Consider the following 17,588-nt stretch of genomic DNA (forward strand, 5'->3'; position numbering starts at 1 on the left):
CTGATGTCTCCTCCGTAAATGTTCGCCCTCGTGTCTGTCATTTCCCGCTTGTGTCGGAAAGCTAGGCACTGTCATAAGTGAATTGACATAAGTTCATGAGTGGAGGCAGCGGTGGCCGGCAAGATTTCCGAGATCGAGGTCTTCGTGAAAGTGGTGGAAACGGGCAGCTTCACCGCCGCCGCCGATGCGCTGCATCTGTCACCCTCGGCCGTCAGCAAGATCATCGCCCGCATCGAGACACGGCTCGGTCTGCCGCTTGCCGTGCGCTCGACCCGCAAGCTGCGGCTGACGACTGAAGGCGAGGATTATTTTGCCCGCGGCAAGCAGATTCTCAAGGATATTTCCAGCCTTGAGCGGGGCGTGAAGGAGAGCGCCGGTCAGGTCGGCGGTGTGCTGCGCGTCAGTTGCAACGTGCCTTTCGGGCTGCATTGCGTGACGCCGCTCGTGCCCGGTTTCCTGGAGGCCTACCCGGAAATCAGCCTGGAGTTCTCGCTCTCCGACAGTACCGCCGATCTGATCGGCGATGGCATCGACGTCGCGATCCGCACCGGCGTTCTGACGGATTCGACCATTCGCGCCCGGCGTGTCGTGGCCTCGCCGCGGCGCGTCGTGGCTTCGCCGACCTATCTCGGCAAGCACGGTGTCCCGACCGAGCCAAGGGATCTGCTGAAGCACAATTGCCTGACGCTCGGCTTCAGCCGCAGCTACGGCAAATGGCCCTTCCGCATCGAGCAGGATGGCATTCCCACCCAACTCGACCTCGCAGTGACCGGCAATCTCAGCCTCGACAATGGTGAGAGCCTACGGCGGTTCGCGCTGGATGGCGTGGGGCTGGCGCGCCTGTCCGAGTTCCATATCGGTCAGGACCTGAAGGCGGGCCGCCTTGTCTCAGTGCTCGACACCTTCAATCCGGGGGACCGCGAGCCGGTCTCGATCATCTATGCCGACCAGTCGCCGCTGGCGCCGCGCATCCGTGCCTTCATCGATTATCTGGCCCGGCACATCGTCTCGTAGGATTTGTGACGAAACGTACAGGATCAAATGACCATATTTCACCGCACCCTCCCGGGCTGTGGTGTTACTCCTTATTGCGAGGTTGCGAATGCCCACAAGGAGGTCGCCCCGCTGCGGGCGCCGGGCATTGGAGCCGCCAGGCATATATGCCTGACAGGAGGATCCGGAATGAATGGTTTGGCCGATCTCAGGATGTTTTCGGAAATCGCCTGCTCTCAGAGCATGGCGAGCGCCGCAAACCGTCTCGGCATGGCGCCGGCGACGATCAGCGGGCGGTTGAAGGCGCTGGAGGATCACTATGGCGTGGCGCTGGTGCGGCGCACGACACGCTCTCTACTGTTGACCGAGGAGGGCAAGCTGCTGCTGGAGCGGGCAAGGCCAGTACTCTCCGGCTTTGCCGATCTCGAGCGCGACATGGGCGGGCGACGCACTGCCGTCTCCGGCGGCCTCGTACTCTCTTGTGCGACGGATATCAGCCGCGTCCAGTTACTCTCGCTGGTCCGCGCATTTGCCCGCGCCCACCCGCACCTGCAATTTTCCCTGCGCTTCGATCCGCCGGGCAGTCTGCATGAAATTCCCTTCGATGTCGCCCTGCGGGTCGGACCGGTGCGGGATTCGAAACTGACGATCCGGAAATTGTTTTCGATGGAAACGGTGACTTGCGCCGCGCCCGCCTATCTGGCGGAGCACGGTGTTCCCACTCGCCCGTCCGACCTCTGTCGCCACGAATGCCTGCGGCTCGACGGGTCCGCCTTCGCTGGCAACGACTGGGCCTTTCAGGATGGTGCCGGCTCAGTGGCGGTTGGCGGGCGTTTCCGGGCGAGCGATCCGGCGACGCTGAAAAACTTTACCGTTCAAGGCCTTGGCATCCTGCGCACGGCATCGGCAGATGTGGAGGCGGAGCTGGCCGCTGGCGTTCTCGTGCCGGTGCTCGGTGACTTCGAGCCGGAGCCGCAGACGGTCTGCCTGCTCAGTGACAGCCGGCGCCGGCTGCCCGCCAGGACCTCGGAGTTCATCGATTTCGCTCAAGCGCTTGCCCGCGCGCCCTCGGCCGGCGGGAGAACCGTGGTGTCGATGCTGTCGGCGGTCGATATTTGTAAAATAATGTAAAATTTATTTTCTTGCAAAATTGATGAAAAGAAATTAGTTCTTTCGGCCAAGGCAAATTCCTTCCGGCCGACAGGGCAGGCGGCCACGTGGTCGCATGGAGGAAACGGACGGACCGTCTGGAGGGGCGGTCCCCTGGGGTTCGATCCCCGGTTGCCATGGGAGGTTTGGGCAATGGATTATGGTCTGAAGGGCAAGCATGTGCTGGTCTCCGGCGGCGCCACGGGCATCGGTCTTGCGGTAGCGCAAGCCTTTGTCGCCGAGGGCGCAAGCGCGACGATAAGCGGCCTTGCCGAGACGGAGGTCGTCACGGCGGTCGCGCAGCTTGGGGACCGGGCACGCGGCATGGCCTGCGACCTCACCGTCGTCGGCGAGGATCGCCGTCTTGCCGATTTCGCGCGGGCAGCGGCCCCCGTTGATTTTCTCATCAATTCCGTCGGCATTTTCGAAGTGCGGCCTTTCTTCGAGACGCGCGACGAGGACTGGTTTCGCTTCTTCGACGTCAACGTCATGACGGGCGTGCGCATGTCGCGGCTGCTGCTGCAAGACATGTTGGTGCGCGGCGAGGGGTCCATCGTCTTCATCAGCAGTGAGAGCGCGGTGAAGCCGCAGGCCTGGATGCCGCATTACGGCGCCATGAAGGCGTGCCTTCTCGGGGTGTCGCGGGCGCTGGCCGAACTGACCCAGGGAACGCGCGTGCGCGTCAACACCATCCTGCCCGGGCCGACCGATACGCAGGCCGTGCGCCGCTACCACGAGGAGATCGCCCGCGAGAAGGGTGTCACCCGCGAGCAGGTGGTCTCCGACTATTTCGACGAAACCGAGCCGACCTCGCTCATCCGGCGGATGATCGCTCCGGAAGAGGTGGCCGCCAGCGTCGTGCATCTTGCAGCTTCCCCCGCGCTGAACGGCATGGCGATGCGGGCCGAAGGCGGCACCATTCGCGCAATTCTTTGATCTTCAACCGGAAAAGACAATGGCTGACCTTCAGATCGACAACCTGGCAAAGACATTCAAAGGCGGCTTTGAAGCGGTGCGCGGCATCTCGCTCGATGTCGCCGACCGCGAGGCCGTATTTCTGCTCGGCCCGTCCGGCGCGGGCAAGACCACGACGCTGCGCCTCGTTGCCGGGTTGGAGGAGGCGGGCGCCGGACGCATCATGATCGGCGGCCGCGACGTGACGCAATGGACGCCGCGCGAGCGCAACCTCGCTATGGTCTATGACAAGCATTCGCTCTTTCCACATCTGAGCGTCTTCGAGAACCTCGCCTATCCGCTGCGCATAAGGAAAATGGCGGAGGGCGATATCCGCCGCCATATCGCCGGCGTCGCCGAAACGCTGCAGATCGAGAAGCTCCTGGAGCGCCGGCCGAACCAGCTTTCCGGCGGCCAGATGCAGCGCGTCGCCATCGGCCGCGCCCTGGTGCGCGATGCGGATGTCTTCCTTCTCGACGAACCGATTTCCCACCTCGATGCGCAATTGCGCGCCCGCATGCGCGTCGAGTTCAAACGCCTCCAGCGCGAGTTCAAGGCGACGATGCTCTATGTCTCGCACGACCAGCTCGAGGCGATGACGATGGCCGACCGGATCGTCTTGATCAACAAGGGGCGCATCGAGCAGATCGCGGCACCTCAGGATCTCTTCGACCGGCCGGAAACGCTGTTTGCCGCCACCTTCGTCGGCGAGCCGCCGATGAACGTCATGAAGGCGGTGATTTCACACGCGAACGGCTGCCACTCGCTACGCGTCGGCGACGCCTATATCGAGGTCGACCACGACTGGATGCAGGACGGCGAAGCGGTGAAGCCGGGCGGCAACTACGTGCTGGGGCTCCGGCCACAGCAGCTCTGCCTCAACCCGCCGAATGCCGAGCACCCCTGCCGCGTGCAGGGCAAGGTCTTCGCCGTCGAAACGCTGGGTTCGCGGGTGGTGTTCGATATCGAGGTGGAGGGCCAGGTTGTCCGCGCGATGACCACGCTTGATGCCGCGCTGAAATACCCGCGCACGATCGGCGCGCCGATAGCATTCCGCATCGATCCCGACTTTGTCTACCTGTTCGATGCCGATACCGGTCGCACCGTGCGGCAGGCGCGCTTCACCCGACGAAGGGCGGCAAGACTCCACGCCTGACCAGGCGTGACGCCGGATATGCATGCACTATCAACGGAGGAGGAGAGAATGAACATCGTGAAATTGAGTGCCGCCACGGCGGCCGGGCTGTCGCTATTGCTGCTGGCCCTTCCGGCCCATGCACAGACAGAGGCGCAGAAGGCACTGGCGGGCAATACCCTCCACTTCCTCGCCCCGTCCATGCCGCAGTTTGCGGCGCTGGCAAAGTTCTTCCCGGAATTCGAGGAGAAATATGGCATCAAGGTCGTCGTCGACGAGGTGCCCTTCGAGAACTATCGGCAGAAATCGCTGGTGGAAATGCAGCAGGGCACCGGCACATACGACTTCTTTGCGGTCGATGTGATGTGGCTGGCCGAATATGCCGCGGCCGGCTTCCTGGAGCCGCTGATGCCCTACGTCAAGAATGCCGACCTGACGGATGCCGACTACGACATCGACGACTTCCTGCCGCGCGTCATCAGCGGCACGGGCGTTTTCAACGACACGCTCTACACCCTGCCGATCGGCGCAGGCCCGGTCGGCACGACTTTCCGCACGGACATCGCGGAAAAAGCCGGTTTCAAACTGCCGGAACGCTTCTCGCCGGAATTCACCACGAAATACATGTTTGACGCGGCCAAGAAGGTGAACAACCCCGAATCCAACATAATCGGCTTCGCCAACATCCCGGGCCGCTGGTTCTGGGGCGTTACCTACCTGCCGTATCTGTTCGCCTATCAGACACCCGAGACCAAGGGCGACGAATATGTCGACAAGGACTGGAAGATCACCATCAACAACGAGCGCACCGTCGCCTCGATCGACTACTTCCTGAGCCTCAAGGAGTTCATGCCCGCTGACAGTGCCAACTGGGGCATCGGCGAGGCAACCGCCGTCTACCAGGCGGGCAACGCCTTCGGCACCTGGAACTACCAGGACTTCGTCAAGGGCTTCTTCGAGGATCCCGAAACGCAGGCCAAGGTCGCCGGCAAGAACGTGCACCTGCACACGCCCGCCGGTCCCGACGGCGTGATCGATCCGTGGTTCGGCGCATGGTCGCTCGGCGTCTCCAAGGACTCCAAGAACAAGGAAGCTGCCTGGACCTTCATGCAGTGGGTGACCTCGAAGGACGTGCAGGAACGCGCCACCCAATACGGTGCCGGCCCGTCGCGCCACTCCACCTACAAGAGCGAGACGCTCGCGAAGTATCAGCCCTGGTGGCCCGGCGTCTACAACTTCATGCTGAAGGAAACCAATCCCGACGAGCGCGTCCGCGTGCCGGAATGGGCCGAGATCTCCGACATCATGGGCGAAGAGGGCAACCGCGTCTGGATAGGCGAGATCGACAGCAAGACGGCGGCTGCCAACATGGAAAAGCGCATGACCGACGCGATGCGCAAAGGCGGCTACTACATTCCTGGCCGCAACGACCTGCCGAAGCAGCAATGGCGTGACCTGACCTACTACGATCGCCTGCCGTCCGAGTGGAACTGACCTCTGAGGGCACCCGGGCATGATCTCATGCCCGGGTGCCAGCTTCCTGCTCCAACTGTAATTCAAAGGGACTGAGACATGTCGATCTCGGAACGCACCACAACAGCCCCGCCGATGACGCTCGGCCAAAGGGGCATCCTGTCCCGTTTCGGCCCTTCAAACCGGGCGGCCTTCCCCTGGGTGCTGATGGCGCCGACGCTGATCATTCTGTTCGCCATCGGCATCTATCCGTTTCTCTATTCGCTCTACATAGCGAGCCACAACGTCATCCTGTCGAAACCCTATCTGCCGCGTATCTTCGTCGGGCTCTACCAGTACCAGGCGCTTATTCAGGATCCGGAATTCTGGCATGCGCTGCGCAAGACGCTAATCTTCACGGTGCAGGCGGTGTTCATCGAATTCTGGCTCGGCCTCGGGCTGGCGCTCCTCTTCCAGCGACAGCTGGCCGGCATCGCCTTCATGCGCGTCTTCATCCTCATTCCGATGATCCTGCCGCCCCTGGTCGCCGCCCTCATCTGGCGCTACATGTTCTATCCCGGCGCCGGCCTGATGACCTATTACGTCGGCGGCATTACCCGAGCCCTCGGCTTTGGTGAAATACCGTTCCTGTCCGATCCGACCGTCGCCTTTCAGACGCTGGTCTTCGTCGATGTCTGGGAATGGACGCCGTTCATGTTCCTGATGCTCTCGGCAGGCCTTGCCTCCATTCCCCGCCAGCCCTACGAGGCGGCGGAAATCGATGGCGCCAGCTCCTGGCGGGTGTTCTGGACCATCACGATGCCGCTCCTTCGCCCGGCGATCCTGATCGCCGTCATCATCCGCACCATGGATGCCTTCCGCACCTACGAACTGATCGTGATCATGACCCGCGGCGGGCCGGGCAACGCGACGACCACCCTCAACGTCTTCCTGACGAAGACCGGCCTTGAATTCTTCGATGCGTCGAAGGCTGCGGCCCTGTCGCTGATCATGATGATGATCATCATCGTGATGAGCTTCGTGTTCATCCGCGTCTTCCGGTCCAAGACCGAAGTCGCCGAGTAAGGAGAGCCGCCATGAAGAAGCTAACCTACAGCATGGAATCGCCCGCGGCACCCCTGGTGCAGCGCAACTGGTGGGTCTACGTGGTGCTCATCCTCGTCTGCCTGGTCAATTTCGTGCCCTATCTCTGGGTGGTCATGACCGGCTTCATGGATGGTGCCTCGGCGTCCTCCGCCACACCCGCCTGGTTTTTCACACCCTCCCTCGAGGCGTTCCACTACCTGATCGTCGAGAAGGGCATCATGAAGAATTTCTTCAACAGCGTGATCGTCTCGCTGGCCTCGACCTTCTTCTCGGTGACGATCGGCATGTTCTGCGCCTATGCGCTGGCGCGCTACGATTTCACCGGCCGGGACGACGTATCGTTCTGGGTGCTGACGAACCGCATGATGCCGCCGGTGGCGGTGCTCATCCCGATCTTCGTCACCTTCCAGACGGCCGGGCTGCTCGACACGCTGGCGGGGTTGATCATCCTCTATACGGCCATGCAGCTGCCGTTCGTGGTGTGGATGCTGACGGGCTACTTCCGCGACATTCCCCGCCGTTACGAGGAGTCCGCCATGGTGGACGGCGATACGTGGTTTTCCGCGTTCCGCAAGGTCACGCTGCCGCTGATGATGCCGTCGATCACGGCCACCTCGATCTTCGTGATGATCCTCTCCTGGAACGAGTTTGCCTTCGCGACCTTCCTCACCAGCACCCAGGCAAAGACCATGCCGCCGGCGATCATGGCCTATTCTATCGGCGCCGACATCCGCTGGAACGTGCTCGGCGCCGCCGTCGTGCTCATCACCGCGCCGCTCATCCTCTTCGTGCTGCTGCTGCAACGCCAGCTGATCAGCGGGCTCTCGCAGGGGGTGGTGCGCAAATGATCCCTTTCCGCAAACGTGCCGACAACAGAATGGAATACGGTCATGGCTGATATCGAGATCAACAGTCTGATAAAGCAGTTCGGCGCGTTCAAGGCCGTCGATGACGTCAACATCACCGTGAACGACGGGGAATTCGTCTTCCTGCTCGGCCCCTCCGGCTGCGGCAAGACGACGACGCTGCGGATGATCGCCGGCCTCGAGATGCCGAGCAGCGGGCGCATCGCCATCGGCGGGCGCAACGTCACCTTCCTCCGCCCGCGATACCGCAATGTCGGCATGGTGTTCCAGGATTACGGCCTCTACCGCCACCTCACGGTCTTCGGCAATATCGCTTATCCGCTCGAAGTGCGCAGCCTCGGCCGCGCGGAGATCACCAGCAAGGTCGAGGCGGTCGCCCGTACCATGCAGATCACCGAAGTGCTTCAACGCAAGCCCGACCAGCTTTCGGCGGGCCAGCTCCAGCGCGTGGCGATCGCCCGCATGCTGGTGCGCGATGCCGACGTGTTCCTGATGGACGAACCGATGTCGCATCTCGATGCCCAGTTGCGCGGGCAGATGCGCGCCGAGCTGCGCCACATCCAGAAGACTGTCGGCGTCACCACCATCTTCGTCACGCACGACCAGCTGGAAGCCATGACCATGGCCGACCGCATCATCGTGATGAAGGACGGCGAGATGTTGCAGTTCGCCACCCCGCGCGAAATCTTCGAGCGACCGGCAACGGAATTCGTCGCAACCTTCGTCGGCGAGCCCCAGATGAATATCCTTGACGCCCGCATCATTCGCCTCGAAGGCAGGATCGTTGCCATGACCGAGCACTTCGCCATCCCGCTCGATGCGGACTGGGCGGAGCGCAACGGGTTGGCCAGCCGGATCGACACGCCGGTCCGCGTCGGTGTGCGGCCGGAGCATATTGCAATCCGGGAAAAGCCGGATGCCGATCATCGTATTGTCGCCGAACTCTATTCCTTCGAGCCGACCGGCGCGGAAAATCTCTACGTGCTTCGGTGCGGTTCCGTCATGGTGACGACCCGCAGCTCCACCACCGAAACGGCTCATCTGTCGAAGGAAGAGGGAAGTTCGCTTGCAGCCCGCTTCGATCCGAACTGGATCTACCTGTTCGATCCCGCGACGGGGCGCACCATCGCGCAGGCCGCTGGCAGTGATGTCTCGAGAGAGGAGATCTAACATGAACCGGTCCAACGTCATCCTCTTCGTCATTCTGGCCCTGCTGCTCGGGTCTTGCACCGTCATGGCCGGCGATGTCTCGCATTGGCCGGCCTCGCTGATCGCCGTCGTGGTGATCGTCTCGCTCAAACTGTGGAACGACCGGGCAAAACTGCTCGCCTGGCCGATGGAGTTCCTGCTGGCGGCGGGCGTGTCAATGATCGTCATCAATCTGGCCCGGCTCTACGTCACGCCGCTGCCCTATTGAGGAGGACCTGTTCCGTGACCAGCCCCGCCCTTGCCGTCCATGCACTTTCCAAGACCTTCGGGCCCAAGCTCGCCGTGGAGGATGCCACGTTTGCGGTGGCACGAGGGGACATCACCGGCTTTCTCGGCCCGAATGGTGCTGGAAAGACCACGGTGATGAACATGATCGTCGGGCTGACCGACCCGGATGCCGGCGAGATCGAGCTGCTCGGCGTCCGGCAGGGCAGCCGCCGCCGGGACCTTCGGATGCTCATCGGCTACCTGCAGGAGAAGCCGCGGATCTATCCCGAAATGACTGCGCGGGGTTACCTGCGCTTCTTCGCCGATCTTTACGGTATTCCCGATGCCGGTGCCCGCGTGCGTGAGGTGATCGAACGCGTCGGGCTTACCAGCGCAGTGGACAGGCGGCTCGGCAATTTTTCCCGCGGCATGCAGCAGCGGACATGTCTCGCCCGCGTGATGCTGCACCGGCCGGAACTCCTCATCCTCGACGAACCGACGCTCGGCCTCGACCCGAACGGCGTCGCCGATATGCGCGCGATCTTTCGCGAGATGAAGGCGGAGGGTGTGACGTTGCTCTTCTCGTCCCACCAGCTCGCCGAGATGGAGCGGGTCTGCGACAGCGTCGTCTTCATGCGGCAGGGCCGTGTTCTTGCCACCGGCCGCCCGGCCGAGCTGCTTCCGTCCGGCGTTTCCGCCGGTAGCCTCCGGCTCGAATTGTACGAGCCGGCGGCGCAATGCCTGGAGCGTATTGCCGGGCTGCCGGAGGTGGAGCGCGTGCGCCAGACCGGCCTGCACCGCGTGGAACTTCTCTTGCACCGCCCCGGCGCGGACAGTCGGGATGCGCGGGCACAGGCGACCCGGCTCTTCTCACAGGCAGGGTACACGGTCCTCTCCATCGATGCGGCAGCGCCCTCGCTGGAGGACGTCTTCATCAGTTTGACCCGGCCGGAAAATCCGGACCGGCAGGAGCCCGCAGGGCTCGTCCATTGAAAAGGAATTGACATGGATCTCGGTTATCGCGGCAGGCGCTGCCTGATTACGGCCTCCACCGGAGGTCTCGGATTTGCCATTGCAAGGGCCATGGCGCGCGAGGGGGCGACGGTGGTCATCAACGGCCGTAGCAAGGAGAGCGTCGCCAAGGCCGCTGGCCGTCTGAGGGCAGAGGTGCCGGAGGCGCTGCTTGAACAGGCCATCGGGAATTCCGGCACGAAGGAAGGCTGCGACGAACTCATCGCGAATTGCGGCGATGTCGACGTGTTGATCATCAATCTCGGCATCTACGAGGCCATCGACATCTACAAGGCCGGAGACGACCGCTGGTACGAGCTGATCGAGGTGAACGTGATGAGCGGCGTCCGGCTCGCCCGGCACTATCTGCCGAAGATGCTGGCGCGCAATAGCGGCCGCGTGGTGTTCATGGCAAGCGAGTCCGGCATCAATCCCGCGCCGGAAATGCCGGCCTACAGCGCCACGAAAACCATGCAGCTGTCGCTTGCCCGCAACCTCGCCGAGACGACCAAGGGCACCGCCGTCACCGTCAATTCGGTGCTGCCCGGTCCGTGCAGCACCGAAGGCGTGGCGGATCTGATCGCTGGCCTCTATCCCGGCGTTCCCACACCGGAGGCGGAGCGTCGCTTCGTCGCCGAAAACCGCCCGACCTCGCTGATCCAGCGTTTGTCGAAGCCGGAGGAAGTGGCCGACTTCGTTACTTTTCTCGGCAGCACGCGCACCGGCATCGTCAATGGCGCGGCGCTCAGGATCGATGGCGGCTTGATCCGCACGGTCATGTGATCGGCCGCGCCATGGAGCATGTCCGCCCCCCTTGCGTCTCCGCAAGACTGCGCCCACCCGGATTGGCTCGCCAGGCCTTTCTGCTGGTCCGCCGGGAAACGGCCGCCAAGTTTGCGTCGCTGTGGTTCTGGCTGGTGGCCAGCGCGCTGTGCCTCATGGCTTATGTCTATGGCTCCGGCTTCGCGCAGACGTTCGAGACCGAATCCGTCGTTGTGACGTCGGATCCGCTGGCCGGGCTGAACATGCTGGTGGTGGCTTTTCTCGGCCTCGTGCTGGGGCTCAGGCTCGCGGGCGGGCTCAGTTGGGAGCGCGAGCACCACACGCTGGAGGTGCTGCTGGTCGGACCGGTCCCGTCGAGCGTGGTCGTGCTGGCGAAATATCTAGCGGAACTGGTGGTCCTTTCAGCGCTCGTCGCCGTCTATTGCCTCTATCTCGCGGTCGCACAACCCCTCGGAGCCGGCGTGACCGGTGCCGGCGATTTCGCCGCGATACTCGCGAATGGCCTGTTCGTACTGCCGATCATGGCGATGGGGCTCGCGGTTTCCGCCATGACGGGATCGGTGCGCATGGCTGTCGTCATCTATCTGGGGCTCGTGGCGCTGCTTGCGGCCTACGAGGTGGCGCTTGGGTTACTGCGGGCGCTGCCAGCGGAGACCATGAGCCTGTTTTCGCTCTTTCTACGGGCGCTGCTGGAAGCCGGGGCACCGCTTTTACACGCGCTGTCACCTGTCGCGGGCATTGCCTTTCTGGCCCAACGGCTTGTCACGCAGGAGGCGCTTTCGGTGCCGCAGTCGCTGGGCGTCGTCGCGTTGACGGCCGGGCTTTTGCTGTTCGCCTGTTTCATCGCCCGCTGGAAGGGAACCTAGGCATGTGGAGAATTCTTGCCGTACTCCTTTTTTGCTTCCCGGCTGTCACCGTCACAAGAGCAATGGAGCCTGAGCGCAGAGACGCCATCATCATCACCGGCCGCGTCTGGGATGGTTTTGGCTTCAAGGACATGTTCCTGCCGTCGCTCTCACCGACGCTGCATCTCCTGTCGGGCGAAGACAGCGCCATTTCCTTCGTGGAGACGCAGGAATATTACTGGCCACTTTCCCGGCAGGTCTATGTCGACCTCGAGAAGAAACGTGAGGACGTCGTCGGCGTCCTCCGGGTCACGCGGGATGGCGTGATCGTCGCGGAGCTCGAACCTTCCTCCTATGCCACCCTTTATCCCGAGGGTGTCCTGAACGGCAGCGGCCAGCTTCTCTGGGGCGCGAACGCCATCGACGCGTACAGTGCCTATCAACAAGAAGAACGGAGCTTTGCCCGTCGTTACGTTGAGGCAGAAGCGCAGCAACGAGACTACGAGCGCAAGCTTTTGGAAGCCGGGGCGGCGCGGCTTCGCGGGGCGCCGGTCGAAGTTATCCAGCCGCCCGATCCGCTACCGAAGCCGAGCCTGCGGCTCGTGACGGCACCCGCTACCGCCTACCGTCTCGCTCTCGGTGCCGGGCAGTACGAGATGGCGCTCACGGTGAACGGAACGCCTGTGCCGGACACCGTGCGCCGTCTCGACGTCGGCGACATAGCCGGTCGTCGCGTCACCGTCGCGGACGTGGTGCCCGAGGAGCGTTGGACACGGCCGATTGCCACGAACGGTGAGGACATGCGCATCTTCGCCCGGCCCGGCTCCACCTTCTATCTCACGCTTTCGCAGGCGGATCGTTTCGACGAGATGGAGTACCTGCCAGTGGTTTCGCCGCAACAGGATGCGGTTGCGGGGCGAAGTGTCTGGGTCCGACGCATGGCGTCACCGGTCGATAACCTGGCTGTCAGCTTCGTGCAGAACGGCGATGGGCAAAATACCCCGCTCGCCCGCTTGAAGGTGATGCAGACCGAGGGGTCCGGCTTCGGCTACCAGGTGCGCGCCGCGAAGGATGGTGAAAAGGAAGATCTGACGGCCTTCGCGGTCTCCGTCCCGGCGGGAGCCGGCGTGTTGCGCGGCGAAGTCCGGTCGGGCGGAGAGGGCATCGCCGCCTTTCGACGGGACGTCGTGGTGGTTCAGCCGCGCAGCGATGGTCTCGCCCTCGGCCTCGCCCTGCTGCCGTTGCTCGGCTGGCTCGGCTCGAAGATGGTCCGCCGGACGGCAGCAAGGGCGGATACGGACAGCTAGCCGCAAGGCAATCCCGAACAGTTCTCAGACACAGGAAAGCCGGCTTCTTACCGGCAGAGGAAAGGCTTTGACATGAAGATAGGGGCCCCGAGGGAGCTTTGGCCGGGTGAGGCGCGTGTCGCGCTGACGCCGGAGTCTGCGCAGCAATTGCAAAAGCTTGGTCATGACTGCGTTGTGGAGACGGGGGCGGGGCTTGGCGCGGGCATTTCCGACGATGTCTATCGGGCGGCCGGGGTGAGCGTGGTGGCCGATGGCGGGGCGCTGTTTTCGGCCTCCGACGTGATCGTCAAGGTGCGGCCGCCGACGGCCGACGAGCTTGGCCGGCTTTCGGGCGGCAAGACGCTGATCTCGTTCTTCTATCCGGCACAGAACCCGGAGCTTCTGGCACGCGCGCAGGAAACGGGCGCCAAGGTGATCGCCATGGACATGGTGCCGCGCATCTCGCGGGCGCAGAAGATGGATGCGCTGTCGTCGATGGCCAACATCGCCGGCTACCGCGCCGTCATCGAGGCGGGCAACAATTTCGGCCGGTTCTTCACCGGCCAGGTGACGGCGGCCGGCAAGGTGCCGCCGGCACGGGTGCTGGTGATCGGCGCGGGTGTCGCGGGGCTTGCCGCGACGGGCGTTGCCGTCTCGCTCGGCGCGCAGACCTCTGCCTTCGACGTGCGCCCCGAAGTCGCCGAGCAGATCGAGTCGATGGGCGCCGCGTTCATTTATCTCGATTTTGCCGGCGGCCAGCAGGATGGCGCCGCGACCGGCGGCTATGCCGCGCCGTCCTCGCCGGAATTCCGCGAGACGCAGCTGGCAAAATTCCGCGAACTGGCGCCCCAGATGGACATCGTCATCACCACGGCGCTGATCCCCGGCCGCGATGCGCCAAAACTGTGGCTGACCGACATGGTCGCCGCCATGAAGCCCGGCTCGGTGGTGATCGACCTTGCCGCCGAACGCGGCGGCAACTGTGACCTCACCGTTCCCGACCAGCGCGTCGTCTCCGACAACGGCGTCGTCGTGATCGGCCATACCGATTTCCCGAGCCGCATGGCGGCGCAATCCTCCACCCTCTATGCCAACAACATCCGCCACATGCTGGCCGACCTGACGCCGGGCAAGAACGGCGTCATCGTCCACAACATGGAGGACGACGTCATCCGCGGCGCAACCGTCGCCTTCGACGGTGCGATCACCTTTCCGCCGCCGCCGCCGAAGATCCAGGCGATCGCCGCACAAAAACCCCGAGAGAAGCCGAAGGAGCTGACGCCGGCGGAAAAACGCGCGCAGGAAACCGCCGCCTTCAAGGTGCAGACCAGAAGCCAGGTCGCCATGCTCGCCATCGGCACGGCGCTGATGCTGATCGTCGGCGCCTATGCGCCATCCGCCTTCATGAGCCATCTCATCGTCTTCGTGCTTGCCTGCTTCGTCGGCTTCCAGGTGATCTGGAACGTCAGCCATTCGCTGCATACGCCGCTGATGGCTGTCACCAATGCGATTTCCGGCATCGTGCTTCTCGGCGCGCTGCTGCAGACCGGTTCCGAGAACGGGCTGGTGACGGTTCTCGCCGCAATCTCCGTGCTGATTGCGACGATCAACATCGTCGGGGGTTTCCTCGTCACACGGCGCATGCTCGCCATGTTCCAGAAGTCGTGATCGGGAGGAATTCATCATGACGATCGGTATCGTTTCGGCCGCCTACATTGCGGCAGCCGTTCTCTTCATCCTGTCGCTCGGCGGACTGTCCGGCCAGGAAAGCGCCAAGCGCGCCGTCTGGTACGGCATTGTCGGCATGGGGCTCGCCGTCATCGCCACGGTGTTCGGGCCGGGCGTCGGCAATGGCGTCGTCGTGGCGCTGATGATCGCCGGCGGCGCGGTGCTCGGGTCTTACGTGGCAAGCCGCGTGCAGATGACCGAGATGCCGCAGCTCGTTGCGGCGCTGCACTCCTTCGTCGGCCTTGCCGCCGTCTTCATCGGTTTCAACGCCCACACCGAGGCGGCTGAGGTCGCCGGTCTCGACGTGGCCACCCGCACGACGCTTGCCGGCTTTGCCGCGATCCTCGCGCACAAGACGCCGGTGGAACTATCGATCATGCAGGTCGAGGTCTTCCTCGGCGTGTTCATTGGTGCGGTCACCTTCACTGGTTCTGTCGTCGCCTTCGGCAAGCTCGCCGGCAAGCTCGACGGCAAGGCGAAGAAACTGCCCGGCGGCCACGTGCTCAATGCGACGGCGGCTCTGCTGTCGCTCGTCCTGCTGGTGCTCTATGTCAATGGCGCGGGCGCCTGGACGCTCGCCCTGATGACGCTTGCCGCCTTCTTCATCGGCTATCACCTGATCATGGGCATCGGCGGTGCCGACATGCCGGTGGTGGTGTCGATGCTGAACAGCTATTCCGGCTGGGCGGCGGCCGCCATTGGCTTCACGCTCGGCAACGACCTTCTCATCGTGACCGGTGCGCTGGTCGGCTCCTCCGGTGCGATCCTGTCCTACATGATGTGCAAGGCGATGAACCGGTCCTTCGTCTCGGTCATCCTCGGCGGCTTCGGCGCGACGGCCGGGCCGCAGATGGAGATTGCCGGCGAACAGGTGGCGATCGACGTCGACGGTTTGGCAGCCGCGCTTAAGGACGCCGACAGCATCATCATCGTGCCGGGCTACGGCATGGCGGTGGCGCAGGCGCAGGGGGCGGTCTCGGAACTGACCCGCAAGCTACGCGCCGACGGCAAGACCGTACGCTTCGCTATCCATCCCGTCGCCGGCCGCCTGCCGGGCCACATGAACGTGCTGCTCGCCGAGGCCAAGGTGCCCTATGACATCGTGCTCGAAATGGACGAGATCAACGACGACTTCCCCAATACCGACGTCGTGATCGTCATCGGGTCCAACGACATCGTTAACCCGGCCGCACAGGATGACCCGAACTCGCCGATCTCAGGCATGCCGGTGCTGGAAGTGTGGAAGGCTAAGCAGGTGTTCGTGTCGAAGCGTGGCCAGGGAACCGGCTATTCCGGCATCGAGAACCCGCTTTTCTACAAGGAGAACACCCGCATGTTCTACGGTGATGCCAAGGACTCGGTCGGGAAGCTCCTGCCGGTACTCGCCTGAGCGAGGCTCTTCGCGGGCTCGGTGGATTGGGTAACGAGAAAGCCACATCATGGCATCGCCTACCGGGCATTGTCATGGTGTGGTCCTGCCTGCCGGGCGATTATCCCTGATCCCGAAGCGATCCAGGGGCGCAGGTTGTAGCGGGCCACATGATGATTTCACGTTAACCACCCTTGATCGATCCAGAACTGACATGGCAGGTCGACATGACCCTATCTATGATTTCAACGATGCGGCGATTCCTTACGGTTTTGCTACGGGGTGCAGTTGATTGAGACAGCGATGGCGTTGCAGAAATCCTGACTTTAGAACGCTGCAAAAGTCGGCTTATCATCTCGTGCATAATTCGGGATTTTCGCGACAGGGCCTCGGCGGCTTCAGGCCCCCGGCGGCCTTCCAGTTTATGCCCTAAACCCGAAATCGTTGGATCCACTCTGCAATTTTGGCCGCAGCATCTGTCGGGGACAGATCTGTAACATCGAGCTCTAGCAAGTTGGCCTCATCTATGCCTGCGAGGACTTTACCCTGTGCGTGATTTCTCCTCGCCATTTCAGCGTCGCGTGGCTTTCTTTTCGTCGCTCGCTCGGCGGCTTCGATACGGCGGATGTTCTCGTCAAGATCACAGTGGAGATGCACCACGAGCAAAGGCGCTCGCTCACGACCGAGACACACAATACGTTTCCACTCTGCGTCTCCCCAATCGCTGCTTCCCGCGAGCACCGTCGTTAGTACGACGGGAATTTCCGCGGGGAGCTTTCGAATTAGGTCATGCGCGATCGCTTCGATCTTCTCGACGGTGTCGATGAACTCCGGCGACTTAAATACCGTCAATGCAAAGGCGACGTTGTAGACACTATGAATGTCCAGCAGGCGGCCAGAGATTCTGGAGATCAGTTCCTGGCCGATTGTGAGCTTTCCCACCCCAGGATAGCCATTCAAGACGATGATCAACGAATTCCCCTTTAGATGCGGTTCCGCGGACATCTGTGTCGGTTGTCAAGGCGGGGTTGGTTGCCATAGGCGGTTCTAGCCCACGAGAGAGTTCATAAGCCACCGCTGGCGCTGCTGAAGTTATCAGCGCCCGAAGCTCTTGTACTTCTCCCTCGCAGCCAACCTGTCTGCCTCTGATACTTCGCCGGCTGGCATTCCATCGATGTCATGGCGCACGGAATCCGGTTGGGCGACGGAAAAATGATATCTCTTCGTGTGCAGATAAGCCCCTGTCGCTCGGCGCAGCGTCGTCACGCTATATTCGGGCTTCAACAGCGGTCTGATGCCATTCCAGAGCCCGACCGCGAACGGTCGAATTGGATCGCCAGCCTTCGTCGGCAGGACTGCTATCGGTCGAGTGAGAAGGGCATTGATCACGTTGGCTTTGGATACATCGACCTCGCGTGCCGGGATTGGGCCGATACCCACTTTCAAGGATTTGGTCATTCAAGGCCTCTCAACTCGCGCTTCTAGCTACCTGCC

At 62.9% G+C, this 17,588-nt stretch carries 17 protein-coding genes; 15 read left to right on the top strand and 2 right to left on the bottom strand.

Annotated features, from left to right (window positions below):
- The first annotated feature begins 111 nt into the window (after positions 1 to 111).
- The 15 genes from IB264_RS24780 to IB264_RS24850 all read left to right on the top strand — a co-directional run bounded on the left by IB264_RS24780 (position 112) and on the right by IB264_RS24850 (position 16,115).
- A complete protein-coding gene (locus tag IB264_RS24780) occupies positions 112 to 1,014 on the top strand; it encodes a LysR family transcriptional regulator (protein ID WP_192434268.1) in 903 nt (300 codons plus the stop codon).
- Between the two features lie 168 nt (positions 1,015 to 1,182).
- A complete protein-coding gene (locus tag IB264_RS24785) occupies positions 1,183 to 2,124 on the top strand; it encodes a substrate binding domain-containing protein (protein WP_246811821.1) in 942 nt (313 codons plus the stop codon).
- Between the two features lie 171 nt (positions 2,125 to 2,295).
- Positions 2,296 to 3,078 carry an SDR family NAD(P)-dependent oxidoreductase gene (locus tag IB264_RS24790; protein WP_025431185.1) on the top strand — a complete coding sequence of 261 codons (783 nt, stop codon included), beginning with the start codon at positions 2,296 to 2,298 and terminating at the stop codon, positions 3,076 to 3,078.
- 19 nt (positions 3,079 to 3,097) lie between these two features.
- Positions 3,098 to 4,252, top strand: a complete 1,155-nt coding sequence (locus tag IB264_RS24795) for an ABC transporter ATP-binding protein (protein WP_025431184.1) — start codon at positions 3,098 to 3,100, stop codon at positions 4,250 to 4,252.
- Between the two features lie 48 nt (positions 4,253 to 4,300).
- The gene (locus IB264_RS24800) at positions 4,301 to 5,725 is read left to right on the top strand and encodes an ABC transporter substrate-binding protein (RefSeq protein WP_025431183.1); all 1,425 of its coding nucleotides are present in this window, start codon (positions 4,301 to 4,303) and stop codon (positions 5,723 to 5,725) included.
- A gap of 78 nt (positions 5,726 to 5,803) precedes the next feature.
- A complete protein-coding gene (locus IB264_RS24805; RefSeq protein ID WP_025431182.1) occupies positions 5,804 to 6,769 on the top strand; it encodes a carbohydrate ABC transporter permease in 966 nt (321 codons plus the stop codon).
- A gap of 11 nt (positions 6,770 to 6,780) precedes the next feature.
- Entirely contained in the window at positions 6,781 to 7,638 is an 858-nt protein-coding gene (locus IB264_RS24810) for a carbohydrate ABC transporter permease (protein ID WP_025431181.1), read from the top strand.
- Positions 7,639 to 7,680: 42 nt separating this feature from the next.
- Positions 7,681 to 8,826: an ABC transporter ATP-binding protein gene (locus tag IB264_RS24815; protein ID WP_113568920.1), complete on the top strand. Its 1,146-nt coding sequence runs from the start codon at positions 7,681 to 7,683 to the stop codon at positions 8,824 to 8,826.
- Position 8,827: 1 nt separating this feature from the next.
- Positions 8,828 to 9,073, top strand: coding sequence for a hypothetical protein (locus IB264_RS24820; RefSeq protein ID WP_025431179.1), 246 nt, complete (start codon positions 8,828 to 8,830; stop codon positions 9,071 to 9,073).
- Between the two features lie 14 nt (positions 9,074 to 9,087).
- Positions 9,088 to 10,065, top strand: a complete 978-nt coding sequence (locus tag IB264_RS24825; RefSeq protein ID WP_192434270.1) for an ABC transporter ATP-binding protein — start codon at positions 9,088 to 9,090, stop codon at positions 10,063 to 10,065.
- 12 nt (positions 10,066 to 10,077) lie between these two features.
- Positions 10,078 to 10,866, top strand: coding sequence for an SDR family NAD(P)-dependent oxidoreductase (locus IB264_RS24830; protein WP_025431177.1), 789 nt, complete (start codon positions 10,078 to 10,080; stop codon positions 10,864 to 10,866).
- Positions 10,867 to 10,928: 62 nt separating this feature from the next.
- Positions 10,929 to 11,732: an ABC transporter permease subunit gene (locus IB264_RS24835; protein WP_192434272.1), complete on the top strand. Its 804-nt coding sequence runs from the start codon at positions 10,929 to 10,931 to the stop codon at positions 11,730 to 11,732.
- A gap of 2 nt (positions 11,733 to 11,734) precedes the next feature.
- Positions 11,735 to 13,018, top strand: a complete 1,284-nt coding sequence (locus IB264_RS24840) for a hypothetical protein (RefSeq protein WP_025431175.1) — start codon at positions 11,735 to 11,737, stop codon at positions 13,016 to 13,018.
- Between the two features lie 72 nt (positions 13,019 to 13,090).
- A complete protein-coding gene (locus IB264_RS24845) occupies positions 13,091 to 14,665 on the top strand; it encodes a Re/Si-specific NAD(P)(+) transhydrogenase subunit alpha (protein WP_192434274.1) in 1,575 nt (524 codons plus the stop codon).
- Between the two features lie 16 nt (positions 14,666 to 14,681).
- A complete protein-coding gene (locus tag IB264_RS24850; RefSeq protein ID WP_025431173.1) occupies positions 14,682 to 16,115 on the top strand; it encodes an NAD(P)(+) transhydrogenase (Re/Si-specific) subunit beta in 1,434 nt (477 codons plus the stop codon).
- A 408-nt stretch (positions 16,116 to 16,523) separates the two neighbouring features.
- Here IB264_RS24850 and IB264_RS24855 read toward each other — a convergent pair whose 3' ends face one another.
- Positions 16,524 to 17,066 (bottom strand): AAA family ATPase, encoded by a 543-nt coding sequence (locus tag IB264_RS24855; RefSeq protein ID WP_192434276.1) that lies wholly within the window; start codon positions 17,064 to 17,066, stop codon positions 16,524 to 16,526.
- 123 nt (positions 17,067 to 17,189) lie between these two features.
- The gene (locus IB264_RS24860) at positions 17,190 to 17,552 is read right to left on the bottom strand and encodes a ProQ/FINO family protein (RefSeq protein ID WP_192434278.1); all 363 of its coding nucleotides are present in this window, start codon (positions 17,550 to 17,552) and stop codon (positions 17,190 to 17,192) included.
- Between the last annotated feature and the right edge of the window lie 36 nt (positions 17,553 to 17,588).

This window comes from Ensifer sp. ENS11, assembly GCF_014851895.1.
GTDB classification, from domain to species: Bacteria; Pseudomonadota; Alphaproteobacteria; order Rhizobiales; family Rhizobiaceae; genus Ensifer; species Ensifer canadensis.